The sequence below is a fragment of the Flavobacterium circumlabens genome, from assembly GCF_004345565.1.
Lineage (GTDB): Bacteria > Bacteroidota > Bacteroidia > Flavobacteriales > Flavobacteriaceae > Flavobacterium > Flavobacterium circumlabens.
Map to the genome: position 1 here is coordinate 65,895 of NZ_SLWA01000009.1, position 17,129 is coordinate 83,023.

Sequence of the window (17,129 nt, forward strand, 5' to 3'; positions counted from 1 at the left end):
TTATTATTGTTTAATAATTTTTATTGTTTTTTGTTGGCCATTTCTATAGGACAGCGTAACAAGATATACTCCGGTAGGAAAGGTTCTAAATGATATAGTCTGAGTGTTTATAGCATTCAGGTTCCTATAGGAAGCGACTGCTTGTCCACTCATTTCAACCACCTGTATTGAAACCACCTGATTTTCATCAATAAGTTCCCATTTAAGAAAAAGTTCCTCTTTAACAGGATTTGGATAATAGGAGATGGTATTATCTGATGAAATTTTAGTCAGATCTTCATCTGTTAAGGTCTCCGTTTCTTTGCTTTCTCTTGCCGGTTTGGCAATCCCGCAGCTTTGACAAAATTCCCTGACCGTCTGATTTCCTGTCAATGGATCGTATGTAAATGTTAGTGTTGGTTCCTGAGCCTTAGCCAGAAAGCAAGTGCAGAATAAAATAATTGATAGAAATTTTTTCATAGATTAAAATATTAAGTAAAAAAAAGACATAAAAATTTTTGTAAATATTGTATTTTTTTTAACAGGATTTTTACCAGACATGAAATTTTATTCACATTTAACAAAATGATAATGTTAGCCCTTATCTACGATATATCAATTGTATATTTATTCTTTCTAAAATTTACTATAAATATCTTTTTTCTTACAATTTGTTAAAATTATTGTAAATTATTTCTGATATTTAATAAGCAATATTAATTTTTAATAGTATTGCACCATTAATTTAAATACCGAAACATTATGAGTTATTCCATTAAGAGAATTACACAAGCAGCAGACTGTGATGTCTTATTGACATGGGCAGCAAAAGAGAAAGCAGATTTAGATTTTCAAATGCTTTCTGAAGGTCGTTTAACCAATAAGTTTGAGACTTCATCCATCGAAGTACAACCGATCTTACAGGGTGTATTAGCCGAACTATCGGCGTTGGATGTCGTATTGGGTGTACTGCCGGAAGGGCCGTCTAAAGTAGACGCGGCTAAAAAGAAAGTAAAGTTAGAATACAAAAAATTCTTACTCGAAAACCGCAAAGAGAGCTACGGTCTTGTAGCTTTACTGCAAAAAGAGCTGGACGTTCAGCGTATCGAAAACGAGATCGAAGAAGTAGACGGTTTTATAGCCGCACTAACGGCTCATAAAGCGACTTTGTAAGCTATTCGTTTGTAAAAGAAAGAGGGTTGTCCTGATTGGACAGCCCTTTTTTTTTGTGGGTGTTTTATATCGAATGTAGTTCTATGAAAATAAATAATTAGTGCTGACTTCATTTACCGTAATTAATATATCGGAGCTATTTTCTTACGTATTTAACTGGTAGACAATTATATCAAATTGATTTGTGTGCATTTAAGGTAAACTCATAATGGATCATAAAGTTAAAATCAGGTAATTCTACCTAGAATTTTGCAGGATATAATAATTAGATTTGGTAAGATTTTATTGTAATAAAATAGCCATTAAGTTCATTACAACAATTTGATAGAGGCAATTTTTTAACCCTAACAAGGTCTCTGCGTATTTATATTAGACGATTTTATTTAATTAAACAATTTCAACTTTAATACCGTTATTATGTTTGACAGCGTAGCACTTAATGTTTTTATCGGTTTGGTGTTTGTTTTCCTCCTTTATAGTTTATTAGCCACTATTATACAAGAAATAGTAGCCCGATGGTTGAACTTGCGTGCAAGAATGCTTCAGAAAGGTATAAGACGAATGCTTCAGGATGAAAATGTTACCTATAAATTGACTATCATAAAAATTCCACTGGAAATCTGGAACAACATTGTTCGTTTTTTTGTGCCCTTTTCAGGAAAAGAACACTCTTTTTTCAAAATATTTTATAACTATCCAACTATCAAATATCTTGCAGAGAGCAGTTGGAACAGCAAACCCTCTTATATTGATGCGTCCAATTTTTCCGAAACGATAGTATACCTGCTTCAGGGGAGTCAGGGAAGCGGTAATGCTAACGCTGCAGAACAAATAAAACATGTTCTTTTTACCTGTAAAAATGTTCGCGGAGTGGATGGCAAACAAGTTGATATCGATAAAGAAACCTGTGAGCATCTTGGCAGGCTCTGGAATGATGCCCAAGGAGATATTAATCAGTTCCGTGTTAATCTGGAAACCTGGTTCAACCGGACTATGGACCGCGTTTCGGGTTGGTACTTAAAACAGACCAAAATTATGCTGTTTGTTATAGGATTGATAATTGCATTTAATTGCCAAGTAGACTGTATTGCTATTTATCGTCTTTTGGCCAAAGATGATAACGCCCGAAACAACATGGTAAAGCTTGCCGTTAGTCGTGGCTCCCAACAGATCACACCAAATGCCCAGGCAGATGATAAAATGCTCAGAGAAGCCAGTAAAGCCGTTCAGGCCGATATCGATCAGGCTGGACAAATACTCTCGGTAAAAGCAGCCGATAACGACAGTTGCCAGGTTTGTCATATTTTCCAGAAACAAAGAGCACTTCTTGTTGAGACAGAAAATAAACTGATTAAAAAGAAAGATAGTACTTCATCCATTTTTAAAAAGAATAAAAACCAACAGGCCGAGCTTTCGTTACTCATTAAAAAGTATGAGCCAGCCTGTAGTAATTTGCCACAAGCCAGCCTGTTTTCCTGGGGTTACTTGCTTACAGCACTTGCTATTTCCTTTGGATCTTCATTTTGGTTTGACTTGTTAAACAAGTTGATGCAGATACGCGGAACAGGCGGTAAACCCGATGATAAAACTGCAACTGGTACAGATAAGACTTCACCACCCGTTAAACCTGTTGGCTAATGAAAACTCTTGTAAGTAAATATCTAAATGCACGAATTGGTACTGCCTCAGTAAACGCAAAAATCCGGACTTATAAAAGTCCGGGCGAACTTATTGATATTGATTCAGTAGTTATCGGAGACGACATTGAAGGTAATGCAATATGGTATCATAACAGCGAAGATCTTTGTTATTATTGGAGCGGAGGTATTGATGAAACTGAGTTTGCCATAAAAGATACCTCACTTGGTTCAGACCGTAAAAAATCGATGCTAATAATGGCTGAGGCAAAGGACTATTTTTGGAGAAAGTATAGGAATGGAATATCTGAACTTACAGGTGTAACAATAGAATATAATGATGTTTTTTCACTCGTTTTTCAATATTTGAACCTGCAAAATTTAGCTATACCCACTATACTTTATTTTAAAGGATTTGCAATCCCTACAAATATGGTGATAGCCCCGAAAAGTGAGTTTCATTTTTCACTTGGGAGCAGTATTTCGCGCGAAGGCCAACAAGAATGGGGGAGTAGCGGGATTAGGGTTCGTGGTGCTTTGGTAAACAATGCAGGTGATTATTTATTGACCAACTACCATGTTGCAGCGGCTGATTTTTTGAATGCTAATATTCTTACTTATTCTCTTAAAGATGAAAAACAAATAAGATTTTGCAGTATGCCATCATGGAACAACCAATTTGGTTCCCCAAATAGAATAGGTAGACTTCATAGTGGTATTTTTAATGAATGGCACGATGTGGCGTTAATACTTCTAAGACCTAATCTAATTTTAACCAATACTACTTTTGACGGAACAATAATTACGGGACATCTTAATGTTTTCAATGATCCGGATCATCAGGGCAAATCAGTTATACTTTTCGGTGCAACAAGTGGAAGGCAGGAAGGTAATATCCAGTCTGTAAATGCTTCACAAAGATTTCAGCTGGGTTCCATGGAATATTATAAAGAAAATCTTATACAGATTACTAATTATAGTGAACATGGCGACTCAGGCTGCCCTGTAGTATTCAATCAGCAAATTATAGGATTGCTTATTGGTTCAGATGGTCTTTTTAGCTATGTTATTCCGATACAGCGAATTTTTAATACTTTCTCACTTAAGCTATAAAATTATGAAACAATTATTTACTCTTATCTTGCTTTATTTCTCTACTGTTCTTTGTTACGGGCAATCCAAAAAGGCAGACTACAATGATGTGATATATAAAATTCTGCCTTCACTTTCTGGTGGTGACGTTCTTATAGTGGAAAAAATCCCTTCAAGCAATATTGCAGACGAACTGCAGATTAACTATAACGGTGGCAACCCAATAAATGGTACTAAGAGTCCTAATGGTGTAATAAATTTCAACAAAACTTTTATTATACCATTAGGAGCAACACAATTGACGTTCAAAATTGATAATAACTCTTCCAATGATTATGATGTTACAATATCTGGTGGTGGTGGTGGAAGTCAGATCGTGGTGCCTCCTGTGACAGATTATTCCAAAATACATGATAGTGATGATTTGAATAGGGCTTTATGGGCTGCTTTTGAAATGGATGCTTATCTTTATTATCATCATACTGCGACGGCAAACATAAAAAAGGAAGAGCTACAGAAGATTCTGTCCAGATATATTGATGCTAAACGCCTAAGCAATGTTTATGGAGGTGATTACAATAAATGGAAAAATACAAACCCTTTTGTTAAAGATATGGAGTATGCCAAGCTTTATCCTGCACCAAAAGGAGAACTTTATTCAGGTATGGGCAGTGCAATAGGCGGAATGGATGTTACTAAATACGTTCAGGCTTTTGCAGATTTTTTAAGAGACCGCATTAAACAAGAACTTACCATCGCCTATCTCGAGAAATTTAAGCAGACTCTTGAAAAAAATAAGGAAATAAGAGAGTTACTCCCTAAAACCTGGGCGACGTTTAAAGATAATGATATCTTTAATTTACCGAGTATGGGTGCTACCTATAAAGATGCTTTTGCTGCTGACTTAGCAAGCCTTCCGGATAATTTTATCATCTATGTGAAACGCCATCATTTTAACAGTATGATAAATGGAAACAAAAATGCCTTTATTGTGGGGAGCGCCATGTATTCTTTTATAAATCAAATGGCTAAAGGAGACCATCCTTCAACAGCCCTGCATACCATAGCCTTGCAAAACCCTTACGACTTAACAACACCGCTAACCAGTACTTACATTATAGCTATTACGGATATGCTTTCGCAGAACTTACTAGCCAAAACAGGTGATCACTGGATTGAACTTAAAACCGTAGAAAAACTAAATCCTGATATTATCCGTATTTTTTTCGCCTTACTCTATGATAAATACCCTGATTTGTTTGAGGCTAGTCATTTGTCTCGTAAACTGAGTGAGCTAGCTGATAATTCAGATATTAACCAACGCTTCAATGCTATTTATAATTTTGTCATATTAGCCCAAAATATCGACCAGCGTATCAATGAATTTAAGAAAATGAAAGAAACGCCGGGCAATAGCACAGCTGCTGAAAGAAAGGAAGTAGCTCTTGATTTCTTTTTAAGTAATTCGGATGCGCTGACAGACCTGGTTAAGACAACTTTTTCTGTTGTTAATCGTGACGATTTATATGATGAAAAGTATAGTATGATCATTTCAGGATTAACCGATGCCATAGATATAGCAAAAGCTGTACGATCAAATAATTTTCCACGGGCAACCAATGCAACCATTTCACTTATTACAACTGTTGTTGGTTCAGAAAAAGATAATAAATGGATTAAGCCGCTTAAAAATATACTGGCTTTTACTAATGATGTAGTTGCTGCGAAAACTTCAGATGAGATAAAAGCAGTGATTGCAAATTATGCTGAACCTGTACAATCCTATAAAGTAATACGGAAATCGTATTTCTCGGCAGCACTAAGCGCTTATCCGGGACTTTACTGTGGTACAGAGTCAAATAACCAAACGAAAACGAAATTGTTTTCAAATTTCACGTATGGGGTGACCGCCCCAATAGGTTTAGCTTTTGGATCAGGGAACAGCGATAGAGACAGTTCATCAATAACAGCCTTCCTTAGTATTTTGGATATTGGTGCTGCCTTAAGCTATCGCTCTGAAAATACTACTACCGATATACCGGATAAGATTACTTTAGCGCAAATTTTTGCTCCCGGAGTTCATTTTGTTTATGGGATAAAGAATAGTCCTCTGGCACTAAAAGTGGGTTACCAATATGCCCCTCAATTACGTGATATTAGTACAGAATCTATAACCGTTGAGGACGCAAGTGTATGGAGGTTAACTGCAGGGATCTCAGTTGATATTCCAATTTATATATTTACGAGTAAACATTAATACAAGATGAGAAACTATTTAATACTCTTGGCAATATTTATGACAGTAACAAATGTTTACTGTCAGGATAAAATAAACTTTTCGGCATTTACTCCTACCAGTTTAGACCAGAATAAAGGTACTTGTTTTGCTTATGCGGCTACCTATACGGCACTTACTATTAAATTTGCGATAAAGATGGAAATAAACTCTGCACAGGATATTAATCTTAATGCTTTTTCATCTGCATTTACGGCCTCCCGTATACAATCTGAGAAAAACTTTTTTAAACGGTTGTTTACTTCTTGCAGCATAGGAGGCAATATTGAAAAAGCAGCAGCTGTTCTTGTGAAGTACGGTGCGGTTCCGGTTAGCAATCAACTATGCTGTTATACGATTCCAAAAGCGGAACTGACCTTAGCAGCTAATTATGCAATTAAAGGTTATACAACAATAATAAAAATTGATACTTCACGAGAAGATTTCGCTAAGCTGATGGATGTGATTAAACCATATCTGCTTAAAAAAGAACCTGTAATCTGTGCCATCGCTCAAACAGAATCCCTTCGAAACAATAAAGATTTGATCTATCAGATCAAGCCGGAAATAGATGCTAAAAACGATTATAAAGAATCGAACCACGCTATTTGTGTCGTTGGATTTGATGATACCTTAAACGGCGGATCGTTACTAATTAAAAACAATTATAAATCCTTTGGAAGCAATGGTTTGTCGTGGATCACTTATAAAGATTTTAATAAATATTTGAGCTATGCCATAATTTTAGAAGATTTTGTTTCGACAATTTCTGACTTCCCCCCCATAAAAAAATACGATCCTTCTGAGATCTATAAATGAAAAGATAAATGATTTTTATTATAATTAAATGAGATTAAAAAAAATACTGGTGATAAGAAGGCGCATTATAAAATAATAGAAAAAGATAAGAGCATATTGGCTTATAAAGTTGTCTGTAGCCAATTGACAGAAGATCTTATTCCCAATAAAATTAGTATTTTTCAATACTCACAGAAATATTTCTAATAAAACCTCCGTAAAAGTCTTCTGACTCTTTGCGGATTTTTTGCCTTTTTAGAACTTATAAATTTGGCAAAAGTCTCCTCATTTTTCTTTTATAGATTACTTCTTTATTTACTATTTACTTTTAGTTCTTTAATAAAATCGGAGGGTTTCATTTTGGTATAAGCGGTAAAAGCTCTTGTAAAGGTCTGTACACTATTATAGCCACAGATTTCGGATAAAGCCTGTATGGTATAATTTAAAGTTTTTTTGTCATTATCAGAGACCGTCTCGATTATACAACACCTGATGTTGTGCTTCCGGGTAACAACGGAATAGGTTTGAGAGAAAAAGAAATTAAAGAGAAAGTGCTCCCAAGAATTCGGGAAAGCTTACCGGAACATTTAAAACCTGATGCTGAATCTGTTTTGGCCTTATATGTAGCGCAGTGTGATCAAAATCCGGATATTCACCCTGAATTGATAATGAATGATTTATTAGATAGTCAGAAAGCCACGAAGTAAAAAAAAATATAATATCTGCTGCTCCGGCTTCATTTGATTCAGGGCATTTATAGGAATATCAGGATAATCAGCATTCGCAGTATCCTGAATTATGCTGATACCTCTGCACCTCAGTAAGTTATTACAAAGTTTTTCAGAGTTATTACAAATTAGCATTATTGCTCTTTGAAATAGTTTTATTTTGTTATAAAATTGCACTGAATTTAAAGGCAATATTTGCCCTAAACAGCAACTTTTTCCGCTCAAAAATTTAGTTGGGAATGAAATACAAAAATATATTACTAGTCAACGATATAAATGATGATGCAGAGACTTTTGTATTAGTCCTGAATGCAATTAATCATAAAATTAGATCATCAGTAGAAGGTAGCGCACTTGAAGCTCTAAAAAAGCTCAAGGCTTCAAAGTTATCCCCCGACATTATTTTCCTGGATTATAATATGCTGCATCTTGACGGAGATGGATTTCTTAAATTACTTCGGGATATTAAAGGTTTAAAAAGAATTCCGGTTGTACTTTATTCCCGAAATTCCGGACGTATGCTACAGGAAGCGATGACCAAATTCAAGAGAGTGCATTTTTTAAAGAAACATACGAACTTTATAAAGGTTTTTAAGTCGCTACAAAAGATAATTATGCCTGAAATGTCTGAAAAAAAAATATAATGACTTAAAATTATTGCTTCTAACTTTCCCTGCTGCCGGGCGTTCCGCTCGTGAACGCAAATTTTTCTCTTCCAGGAACAAAAAAAAGTCACTATTTCTCAATAATTAAAAGATGTAACGGGACAATTGTATCTTAGCCTAATTTTTAATTATATCCAATGCAGCAATTAATTGATTTTATTAAGACTAAAGTAGAAATTAGAGCGGATAATTTGGAGATTATTTTGTCTAATTTTCAAGAAATGATACTTGAAAAAGGTCAATTTATTTTAAAAACTGGCCAAATTGCTAACCACTATTATTTTATCAAATCAGGGGCTTTACGTTTTTATTACGGAGACTATGAAGAGCAGTTAACAGCATGGGTAATTGTTAAAAATGAATTTTTCACCGAAATATCTAGCCTAAATCCCCAGCTCCCCACACGTTTTAATATTGAAGCTATTGAAAAAACGGAATTGTTTTGCATTAATAAAGATGCTATGGAAATGTTGTATAAGCAAATTCCGGCCTGGCAGGAATTTGGCAGGATTACCTGGGAAAACATGTCTATCAGGATGATAAACCAAATCATTAGTTTCCAAACCTTATCGGCTCAGGATCGCTATTTGGAATTTATACAGGATAAGGAACTGATGAAGAGAGTACCCGTAAAACAGATTGCCTCTTACCTTGGTATAACTCCAAATGCATTAAGCAGGATACGAAAAAACATCAAATAACAATTACCTACCAAATGGTAGCTTTTTAAAAGCCAATAGCGTTTTAACTTTGCATTATAAAAAATAATGACAATGAAAAATACTATTGTAGTAGCTGGCGCTACCGGTAATTTAGGCTATCGTATTTGCAGGGAATTAATTAAAAAGGAGGCTCACGTTAAAGCAATTGTGCGCAGGAGCAGCGACCCTGAGAAAGTCGCTTCGCTTAGAAAAATGGGGGTTGAGATTATTGAAGTTAAACTATTTAATAAGGATGAACTTACTGTTGCATGTAAAGGTGCTACAGGTGTTGTTTCTGCGGTTACAGGATTACGTGATGTAATTATAAATACCCAGTCAGAATTATTAAATGCAGCCATTGCAGCGGGTGTACCACGTTTTATGCCTTCGGATTTCTCTTCTGACTTTACAGGTATCCCTAAAGGTGAAAACAGGAATTTTGATTTAAGGAAAGAGTTCCAGGCACTCCTGGATAACAGCCCTATCCAGGCAACATCCATTTTTAATGGCTGCTTCGCTGATATTTTAAGGTATAATACCCCACTATTTGATGTAAAAACAAAAACGGTTGCCTATTATGACAATAAAACGGATTGGCAAATTGATTTTACGACGATGGACGATACAGCTGCCTTTACAGCCGAAGCTATACTTGATATTATTACACCCAGGTTTTTACGAATTGCCAGTTTCAGGGTTAGCCCTGATGATTTGGTTGCTTTAAGCGAGCAGTATAAGGACAAAAAATTTGAACTTGTGGATAGGGGTTCTATGGAAGGATTCTCGGCTTACAATAAAATACAACGCCTAAAAGATCCTGAAGGAGAAGAGCAGCTATACCCAAAATGGCAGCAGGCACAATACCTGTACAGTATGTTTTTAGTGCATCATGAAGAACTTGATAACAGCAGGTATCCCGATTTAGTATGGTCTAAAGTTGAAAATAATATTTAACAGTTATAGTTATGAATATTGAACATAAAGTAAATGGCCCAAAACAATACTCTGATGAAGAGCTTATTAAAAGCTGGCCCGGATTTGAAAATAAGTATACAGTGGTTAATGGTGTACAATTGCATTATGTAGAAGGCGGTAGCGGCATTCCACTATTGTGCCTGCCCGGATGGCCGCAAACCTGGTATTCGTTTCATAAAATCGCACCGCAGCTTGCAGAAAGCTATAGGGTTATTGTTGTTGATATTAGAGGTATGGGGACTTCCGGAAAACCGGAAGATGGTTATGACAAAAAAACAATGTCTAAAGATATTTATGATCTTGTAAAGCACCTCGGGTTTGAAAAGGTGAATCTTTTGGGGCATGATATTGGAGGTATGGTGGCAATGAGTTTTGCTTTTAATTATCCGGAAGCAGTAGATAAGTTAGTACTTATGGATGGTGCACATCCTACTGAAGGTATGCTGCAAATGCCACTGATACCGACAAAAGGATCGTTTACTGACAAAATGGATGTTAACATGCCGTATGTGTGGTGGATGGCTTTTAATCAGGTTAAGGATCTTCCTGAAAAAATATTACAAGATAGGTTCAGATACCTGCTTGATTACCTGTTTTCCTACGTCATGCTGGATGATACCAAAATGACGGATTTTGAAAGGGAAGTGTATGCATCAGTATATAACAAGCCCGAAAATATAAAGGCATCAAATGCCTGGTACCAAAGTTTTACACAGGACATAGAGGATTCAAAAAGCTATAAGCCTCTAACTATGCCCGTATTAGGTATAGGCAGTAACTCCAGTTATAACTATATAAAGATGGGGCTGCCTTATTTGGCAATTAACTGTAAAGTAGAGGGAATTATGGATAGTGGACATTATATGATTGAGGAAAAACCTCTAAAAGTACTTGAGCTTGTTATGAATTTTTTGAAATAATAAAAATTCCATTCCAAAGTATAGTATTAAATCGACCAAAGAAATAATACAGGTTGCTGTATACCGTCTTTAAAATTTTTGATATCACTTTGGATAACGCGTATCGTTAAGTTTAGTAGGCGACATTCCAAACCTTTCCTGAAGGAATGCGAAAAGTACGACAGGCTCTCAAAATTTGTAACTATTCGTTTTGTAGAAGAAAGAGGGTTGTCCTGGTGGGACAATCCTTTTTTTGTAGTGTATTTTTACAGGCTGTGTTGCCATTATTCAGCTATAAAGTTTATGCACCCGTTAGGAACGGATACCCTTGCGCTCTCTATGGGAGTTAAAGTAAAAGTTTGTACCATTATTATTCGTAAAAAAACCTCCAAATCATCTGATGTTGGAGGTTTGGGCACCGCTCTTAGCGATGATGTATTTTTTGCTGCTTTTATTTATAACTGCTTTTTTTCATTTTCAGCGGTCTTTTTCTCTACGTAAATAAACATGGCTATAAACTGGATAAATAAAAATATACCAAAAATATTTTTATTTAAATCCCCATAAACCAGAGAGATTATAAGGAAAACAACGGAATTAAATACCGAAATCCTGAACAGCATTACAGCAGCCAGTTTATTGGAATATTGCCAATTGGTAAGATTCTTCATCGATTTGCTGCTTCTGTAACCGTAAAACCTATTTATTTTTTTTGGCTGTAAGTAATAATAAACTACTGAAATTAAAAGAAGCAACAGGGAAATTAAAAATTCTGAACTCATAATTAACATTGTTAGAAATTAGGATCAATAGGGCAGAGCACATCACAAAGGAAAAACTGACAATACCCATAAACAATCCAATGAAAAAATGAAATAAAATACCAAGGGAAATTATTACTTTCTTCTTCCTGGCATCAAGGATAAAGATACTCAAAGCAATTAATAATTCAATAACCAAAACCGACCAGTTCAGCAAAGTAGCCGCAACAGGACTGCTTAACAGCAGATCAATAAAAGGCTTGAAAAAAATGGTTCCCCCGAATAGTGGCTGGGTAAACCAGTAATAAAGAGCAGTTCCGTTTTTCCATTCTTCTACTTTAAATTTGCCTACAGAGGCAAAAAAGTAAATCGTAAACACCTGCAGGGAAATCATATAAAAAGCAAAGGTAACCGTTACTTTTGAGAAATAGGAATGCGTAAAGGTATCTTCCGACCAGTGCCATCTTCTTTTATCAAAAATACAGATAGGAATTAACAGCATTGTCAGTATCGAAGCCACTTGATACCCGCCGTCCGTACAGGAGGAAGTAATGCTGAAACTATAGGAGATGAACCAGTGCAGCACACAGGTATATCTGGGAAAAATTCCACTGGCAACAAGCAGAAGTCCCGCTAGTGCAAAGTATATACCGGTTTGAAAATCATTGAAAAAAGAAAAAAAATTAAACTCATACTGTCCGAACTTATGACAATTTTCATTCTGGTAACCGGTAAAAAAAAAGGCATATTTACTGTTGCAGAGCAGCGTGAGTATCAGCGCTGATGCGATAATGGTCCGGCTTAGTCCAAGCCAGTTGAACCAGTAATTTTTATTGATTAAGGATTCAACAACGTTGAGTTGTTTAGAAATCATCTGATTTATTTTTTTATCTCCAGTAATATATAATTAATCGTCTGATGAATCTTGAGCTTTGAAATATACCATTCGTAAAGCAGAGGTTTTCACTTCTCCAGCAGATATACGCCATATATCATCGGAGGACTGAATAAAGAATATTAAAAATTCTGTTTCGGGATTGCTAGCTTTAGTGAAGTTTGAAGCTGCTGGAAAATTGTAAATAAGTTGACAGCAAATAAAAAGGCTCCTGATTTTATCCGGAGCCTTTTTTAATTATCGGTTTTAAATTGACACCTAAAAAACAAGCAGGCTTTATTCGTTTTCAAATGAAAAACGACTACCTGCTACGCTATATGATTTCTCTTTTTATATTATTTGAGATTCATTTTTTTGTACATTTCATTATACTTTTCATAGTTGCGCAGGACAGTGGTAGGCGGGAGATTAAATTTACTGGCAATTTCGGACACGTTGCCGACACTGTTTATGGCATCTGTAAATCTGGTCGTATCTTCCGGAGTGTCTGTGAGGTTATTTCCTAAAAATATATTGAGGCGTTCTTCCTTGAACGTTTCGGGTGTGGTACGGACTGAATTGACAATCAGTTTTCTAACTTTAGCGATGGCATTGTCTTTTAGGTTTGTACCATAATACTTTGATTTTTGCAACAGGTCTTTATACAAGTCTGCCATACGCGAGAGGTTTTCTACTTCAGAGAAATTGTTCCAGAAGATATCAAAACTCAGACTGTCTACGACGCGATCCATGATGGAACCGGGTTTGAACTCCATCTTTTTACCCACCGTTATCATACACTTGGCCATTATAGCCGAGACGATGGGCAGTTCTTCTGAATTGATCTGCTGCTCACTGTCTTTTAAGGCTTTGAGCATTGCAATGTCGGGCAGTTCCAGTATTGGGGTATTGCTAAATTCGACGTTATCCTGTTCATTTTCCGTAACCAAATGAAGGATGTGTACCAATGCGGCCAGATAGGGGTGCTCTTTTATGGCAGTGCGGTCTGAAGCGGTGAGCAGTTTATAGTTATTGTAATCTTTGTAAGCATATTGGATTTTGTCGAGCAGCAGGTATTGGCTGTCCTGCCTGTTAAATCCAAATTTGTTGTCATAGTAGAAAAAACTGTTATAAAAATCGGGTGCTTGCTTGTAACGCAATAAAAACTGGGTTTGATACCCGTTATAAATGTAAAAGGGAAAAATCCTGCGTTTTCCTTTTTTTCTGTACTTAAGAAAGTACAGGCCATTTCTGAGCCGGGCAGAAAAAATAACAACTGCAGCTTCAGGATCTACAAACGAATTGTCGTAGTCGAAACGGATATTTAGTTTTCCTTTTGGATCGAACAGGGAAAAATTTTCAACAAGATCGGTAATTATTTCCTCTTTATACGGGGCATCTTTGTCAAAGGCGGCTGCAAAAAAAAAGAAATTTGGAATCTTATTCTGATCGCCTGATGTACATTTTCTGCTCCCTATTTCGGCAGGAACTGAAAAATATTCGTGTGTGGTCGCAAATTCCATACTGGGTGAAGTCATCGGATAATGGTAATCCAGGATGAAAGACTCATTTTGACTGACAGTGAGGAAGTATTCTTCGAAGTAGTCTATAAAAGAAGCTTTTAGCTGGTAAATTCCTTTGGACAATGAAAGTTCAAGGCTCTGTGTTTCTTCCTCCACAATTTTGTTCAGACTGCCGTCGACGAGTACGAGCTGCAATCCCTCTAAGGACTGTCTGAAAGAAATATGAATGGTATATTTAGTATCAGAATCGTTCATAACTGATTGTTTTTGGGGAATAATTGATAAATGTTTTAGGCGGTACTGTTGTATCCAGGTTGTCCTTTAACTGATGAAAACCTTTGGCCAGTTCCGGTAGTTTCAAAATCTGTCCGGCTACCACGTCGCCTTGCCAGACACTTTCGAAATTCGGGCCGTAAAGCGTGATATTTGAATTGCGCTCAAAGGTGATTATACAATTATATTCAGGCAATATCACAGGGACGGTACAGATCAGAATCTGATCTCCGCCGTTTAGTGTATCTGCAGAAGCATCCTGTGTTTTTTTGAATTTTTCGGCATGGCTTTTAAAATTGTTACGGATATGATCTTTAAGTGCCAGTGCGGTAATTTGCCCGGTGCCGTCACTGTCTGCATCGCCATTCAGGCTGTCAATAAGAAAAGTGGTAAAGGCGCCCCTTTTTTTGTCAGACTCTGATTCTTTAGGCAGTGCATCGGTTTCTGCCCCACGATCTGGATTGCTTTCACTTACGGGATCCATTAGCACCTCATAACTCAATTTGCCATAGGCAGTAGAGTTACAAATAAGTACTCTGGGATTTCTGTTCCCAATTGGAAGGTTCCAGGAACCGGCAGGCGAATTGCCTTTAATCAGGGTATCATGTTCACGGCAGCAATCGAAGAAAATCAGTACCTCGTCAAACGCTCCTGCATTGGTAAACCAGGTGCGGTAATCCAGACCGGAAATACAATGGTTGATCAGGGCCGGCCAAAGGCGGAGGCAAAGGGCTGTATTGTCGAAAGTGACGCCTATGCCATGTCCGGAGAAATAAAAATACAGCCTGTTTGTTTCGTTGTTGTTTCTGGCAGCACGGTTGATCTTATCGATGGCTATGTCAATTTCGGGACCGCTCACGAGCATGTCTTCGCTGTTTGATACAAACAGTTTGAGGTTTTCCTTTTGTACACCGCCTTTTGTTTCCAGCCAATTGGCAAAAGCTTTGGCATCTGCTACGGCACCCGACAGCGGTTTCTTCTCGTAATGGTCGATTCCTATAACAATAGCATAATTCATAATTAAATGATATTTATAGTGGAAAGGATTGATTTTAACGTGGCACTGTTGTTGTCAAAATCGCCGTGTCGCAAAGAATCGGTCCACATGCTGTTATCTGCATTTGCAATATCCTTTGACAGTGCCAGTTTGTTGTTTGTAATAAAGCTGTTTATTACTTTCAGTTCGTCAAATTTAGCGTAACGTCCTTCAGCCTTGAACTGCTCATGAAGCCCCATTATTTTTGCATCTGTTTCGTCTTCAAACAAGCCCGATACAAGATAGAGCAGGGAGTAGGTGTAGAGGTATTTGACACAGTAATCTTTTTTCTCATACTGTTCCTCCATGGTAAACATTTTGAATTTTTTAAAGACCCCGTTTTCTTTTGCAGGGATCCCTTTTGCGATAAACAGGTCGGTTCTGCAGGCAGGTGCGAGAAAAACGACATTGTTGTATTTTAGCTGCCTGAAGTTTTCGGATGTTGCGGCCAGCATATTGCAGATCGCGATAGAGCCTGCACTATGGCCTACAAGTTCAATCGTGAATTTTTTACCGGCGGTTTGTCTTTTTTCGTAATGTCTTTCCAGAAGCTTAAGGAAATAGGTTCCGGCATGTAAATCGGCACCAGATAGTCCTTCGTTATCCGCAAACATTTGTTGGGCTTTTTCTTTCATTTCAGACCAGCCCCATTTGCCAATGCGGTCTATATATATTTTCCTGAAGGTTTCTTCTACAATAGTGGGGTAGAAATCATGATGGGTTTCTTTTGCGTAACGTTTAAGAACAGCAAACGCAATTTTGGCTACAAGCGTGCCTATTGTCAGCAATAACCCCTTTGAATCGCCCCCATCAGGATCAGCTGCTGCTACTTCAATTTCTTCTTCCTCTATTTCACTTTCTGCGCGGATCATCCTGTCGCTATCCTTTTTAAGATCGGCAAAAAAGCCTGTTTCATCTTCTTCATCAAATAGAATACTTCCGCCTCTGCTGCCCCTGTCTTCACTATTTTTGAGTTGATCGTTCAGTTCGGCAAACGGATATTCTTTTAGTTTTTCTGTTTCGATAGTAGCAGTGTCCAGCGTTTCACCACCACCCCTGGAGTCAACACCCAGCCTTTTGCCAACAAGTTTGATGACAAAATTCAGTACTTTCCGGAATTGGCTTTCTGTACTCTTTAAGCTGAGGTTTTCTACTATGGTTTCCCAGAGTCCTGTTTCCCAGACGAACGTAACAGCATGTGTTTTGGAAGGAGCATCTGCGAAGTTGGCACGCATCACTTCTGCCGATCCCATTCCGCTGGTTTCATTCACAAGTCCGCCGTGAAAGTATACGAGCAATCTTTCGATGTCGTTATCGTCCAGGTGTTTGAACAGGTTGTCGATATCGGAGGGATCACTGTCGTAGTCTCCGGATTTTTTAAATGTTCCGCCCTGTCCGACGTTGATGTAATAGATTTTTTCAGGATTTGTCATTGGATTATGGTTGTTTTTGGTTGTTAATCTAATGGAGATGTTTAGTGTATGGCGATAAAAGTATGCACTTCCAATCTGAACATCATGAAAAAAGCGGCACCTGTTTTACTGTAATTTTTACGCCTGTTTTCTTAGAGAATAAAAATTTTCCGTCTTACCCCTGTTTTGGATAGTAGTTGATCAGATTTTATTATCAGATAGCTGTCTTAAAAGTTTTTTTTGGTCAACAGTTTAATAATCAGTGCTTTATTTTGGATAATAAAATAAAAAGTAAATTTAAAAATAAAAAGGAGAGTAGTAACGGGTA

At 36.9% G+C, this 17,129-nt stretch carries 18 protein-coding genes; 11 read left to right on the forward strand and 7 right to left on the reverse strand.

What is annotated here, in order from left to right; translation table 11 throughout:
• Positions 1-3 precede the first annotated feature (3 nt).
• Positions 4-459, reverse strand: coding sequence for a T9SS type A sorting domain-containing protein (locus tag EV142_RS19300; protein WP_132037485.1), 456 nt, complete (start codon positions 457-459; stop codon positions 4-6).
• A 282-nt stretch (positions 460-741) separates the two neighbouring features.
• Here EV142_RS19300 and EV142_RS19305 point away from each other — a divergent pair, with 282 nt between their 5' ends.
• The 5 genes from EV142_RS19305 (at position 742) to EV142_RS19325 (ending at position 6,975) form a co-directional block, all read left to right on the forward strand.
• Positions 742-1,152, forward strand: coding sequence for a hypothetical protein (locus EV142_RS19305; RefSeq protein ID WP_132037486.1), 411 nt, complete (start codon positions 742-744; stop codon positions 1,150-1,152).
• Positions 1,153-1,569: 417 nt separating this feature from the next.
• Positions 1,570-2,790, forward strand: a complete 1,221-nt coding sequence (locus tag EV142_RS19310; RefSeq protein WP_132037487.1) for a hypothetical protein — start codon at positions 1,570-1,572, stop codon at positions 2,788-2,790.
• Positions 2,790-3,902, forward strand: coding sequence for a trypsin-like serine protease (locus tag EV142_RS19315; protein WP_132037488.1), 1,113 nt, complete (start codon positions 2,790-2,792; stop codon positions 3,900-3,902). The genes EV142_RS19310 and EV142_RS19315 overlap by 1 nt, the downstream gene beginning before the upstream one ends.
• An 88-nt stretch (positions 3,903-3,990) precedes the next feature.
• On the forward strand, positions 3,991-6,138 hold the full coding sequence (locus EV142_RS19320) for a hypothetical protein (protein ID WP_132037489.1): 2,148 nt from the start codon (positions 3,991-3,993) through the stop codon (positions 6,136-6,138).
• A gap of 6 nt (positions 6,139-6,144) precedes the next feature.
• Positions 6,145-6,975 carry a C1 family peptidase gene (locus EV142_RS19325; RefSeq protein ID WP_132037490.1) on the forward strand — a complete coding sequence of 277 codons (831 nt, stop codon included), beginning with the start codon at positions 6,145-6,147 and terminating at the stop codon, positions 6,973-6,975.
• A gap of 290 nt (positions 6,976-7,265) precedes the next feature.
• Here the strand turns inward: EV142_RS19325 and EV142_RS24730 are convergent, their stop codons facing one another.
• A complete protein-coding gene (locus tag EV142_RS24730; RefSeq protein WP_132037608.1) occupies positions 7,266-7,448 on the reverse strand; it encodes an AraC family transcriptional regulator in 183 nt (60 codons plus the stop codon).
• A 3-nt stretch (positions 7,449-7,451) separates the two neighbouring features.
• On the opposite strand from EV142_RS24730, the gene EV142_RS19335 reads away from it, so the two are divergent.
• The 6 genes from EV142_RS19335 (at position 7,452) to EV142_RS19360 (ending at position 11,423) form a co-directional block, all read left to right on the forward strand.
• Positions 7,452-7,661 carry a hypothetical protein gene (locus EV142_RS19335; protein WP_132037491.1) on the forward strand — a complete coding sequence of 70 codons (210 nt, stop codon included), beginning with the start codon at positions 7,452-7,454 and terminating at the stop codon, positions 7,659-7,661.
• 260 nt (positions 7,662-7,921) lie between these two features.
• On the forward strand, positions 7,922-8,326 hold the full coding sequence (locus EV142_RS19340; RefSeq protein ID WP_132037492.1) for a response regulator: 405 nt from the start codon (positions 7,922-7,924) through the stop codon (positions 8,324-8,326).
• 242 nt (positions 8,327-8,568) lie between these two features.
• Positions 8,569-9,048 carry a Crp/Fnr family transcriptional regulator gene (locus tag EV142_RS19345; RefSeq protein ID WP_202978515.1) on the forward strand — a complete coding sequence of 160 codons (480 nt, stop codon included), beginning with the start codon at positions 8,569-8,571 and terminating at the stop codon, positions 9,046-9,048.
• 72 nt (positions 9,049-9,120) lie between these two features.
• Positions 9,121-10,002 (forward strand): NmrA family NAD(P)-binding protein, encoded by an 882-nt coding sequence (locus tag EV142_RS19350; RefSeq protein ID WP_132037494.1) that lies wholly within the window; start codon positions 9,121-9,123, stop codon positions 10,000-10,002.
• Positions 10,003-10,013: 11 nt separating this feature from the next.
• Positions 10,014-10,943 carry an alpha/beta hydrolase gene (locus EV142_RS19355; protein ID WP_132037495.1) on the forward strand — a complete coding sequence of 310 codons (930 nt, stop codon included), beginning with the start codon at positions 10,014-10,016 and terminating at the stop codon, positions 10,941-10,943.
• 78 nt (positions 10,944-11,021) lie between these two features.
• Positions 11,022-11,423, forward strand: a complete 402-nt coding sequence (locus EV142_RS19360; RefSeq protein ID WP_132037496.1) for a hypothetical protein — start codon at positions 11,022-11,024, stop codon at positions 11,421-11,423.
• Here the strand turns inward: EV142_RS19360 and EV142_RS24735 are convergent.
• The 5 genes from EV142_RS24735 to EV142_RS19385 all read right to left on the reverse strand — a co-directional run bounded on the left by EV142_RS24735 (position 11,378) and on the right by EV142_RS19385 (position 16,822).
• Positions 11,378-11,713: an SdpI family protein gene (locus EV142_RS24735; RefSeq protein ID WP_132037497.1), complete on the reverse strand. Its 336-nt coding sequence runs from the start codon at positions 11,711-11,713 to the stop codon at positions 11,378-11,380. The genes EV142_RS19360 and EV142_RS24735 overlap by 46 nt on opposite strands.
• Positions 11,622-12,557: a sporulation-delaying protein SdpB family protein gene (locus EV142_RS19370; protein ID WP_132037498.1), complete on the reverse strand. Its 936-nt coding sequence runs from the start codon at positions 12,555-12,557 to the stop codon at positions 11,622-11,624. Before EV142_RS19370 ends, EV142_RS24735 begins: the two co-directional genes overlap by 92 nt.
• A gap of 356 nt (positions 12,558-12,913) precedes the next feature.
• Complete coding sequence (locus EV142_RS19375) at positions 12,914-14,335, reverse strand: hypothetical protein (protein WP_132037499.1); 1,422 nt, start codon at positions 14,333-14,335, stop codon at positions 12,914-12,916.
• On the reverse strand, positions 14,322-15,371 hold the full coding sequence (locus EV142_RS19380; RefSeq protein ID WP_132037500.1) for a caspase family protein: 1,050 nt from the start codon (positions 15,369-15,371) through the stop codon (positions 14,322-14,324). The genes EV142_RS19375 and EV142_RS19380 overlap by 14 nt, the downstream gene beginning before the upstream one ends.
• Before the next feature lie 2 nt (positions 15,372-15,373).
• On the reverse strand, positions 15,374-16,822 hold the full coding sequence (locus tag EV142_RS19385) for a hypothetical protein (protein ID WP_132037501.1): 1,449 nt from the start codon (positions 16,820-16,822) through the stop codon (positions 15,374-15,376).
• Between the last annotated feature and the right edge of the window lie 307 nt (positions 16,823-17,129).

Bases quoted from the DNA above. Each gene is read 5' to 3' on its own strand.
- EV142_RS19345 (WP_202978515.1), top strand. From the start codon at position 8,569: ATGATACTTGAAAAAGGTCAATTTATTTTAAAAACTGGCCAAATTGCT.
- EV142_RS19300 (WP_132037485.1), bottom strand. From the start codon at position 459: ATGAAAAAATTTCTATCAATTATTTTATTCTGCACTTGCTTTCTGGCT.
- EV142_RS19350 (WP_132037494.1), top strand. From the start codon at position 9,121: ATGAAAAATACTATTGTAGTAGCTGGCGCTACCGGTAATTTAGGCTAT.
- EV142_RS19340 (WP_132037492.1), top strand. From the start codon at position 7,922: ATGAAATACAAAAATATATTACTAGTCAACGATATAAATGATGATGCA.
- EV142_RS19315 (WP_132037488.1), top strand. From the start codon at position 2,790: ATGAAAACTCTTGTAAGTAAATATCTAAATGCACGAATTGGTACTGCC.
- EV142_RS19355 (WP_132037495.1), top strand. From the start codon at position 10,014: ATGAATATTGAACATAAAGTAAATGGCCCAAAACAATACTCTGATGAA.
- EV142_RS19325 (WP_132037490.1), top strand. From the start codon at position 6,145: ATGAGAAACTATTTAATACTCTTGGCAATATTTATGACAGTAACAAAT.
- EV142_RS19375 (WP_132037499.1), bottom strand. From the start codon at position 14,335: ATGAACGATTCTGATACTAAATATACCATTCATATTTCTTTCAGACAG.
- EV142_RS19385 (WP_132037501.1), bottom strand. From the start codon at position 16,822: ATGACAAATCCTGAAAAAATCTATTACATCAACGTCGGACAGGGCGGA.
- EV142_RS19310 (WP_132037487.1), top strand. From the start codon at position 1,570: ATGTTTGACAGCGTAGCACTTAATGTTTTTATCGGTTTGGTGTTTGTT.
- EV142_RS19380 (WP_132037500.1), bottom strand. From the start codon at position 15,371: ATGAATTATGCTATTGTTATAGGAATCGACCATTACGAGAAGAAACCG.
- EV142_RS19305 (WP_132037486.1), top strand. From the start codon at position 742: ATGAGTTATTCCATTAAGAGAATTACACAAGCAGCAGACTGTGATGTC.
- EV142_RS19370 (WP_132037498.1), bottom strand. From the start codon at position 12,557: ATGATTTCTAAACAACTCAACGTTGTTGAATCCTTAATCAATAAAAAT.
- EV142_RS24735 (WP_132037497.1), bottom strand. From the start codon at position 11,713: ATGTTAATTATGAGTTCAGAATTTTTAATTTCCCTGTTGCTTCTTTTA.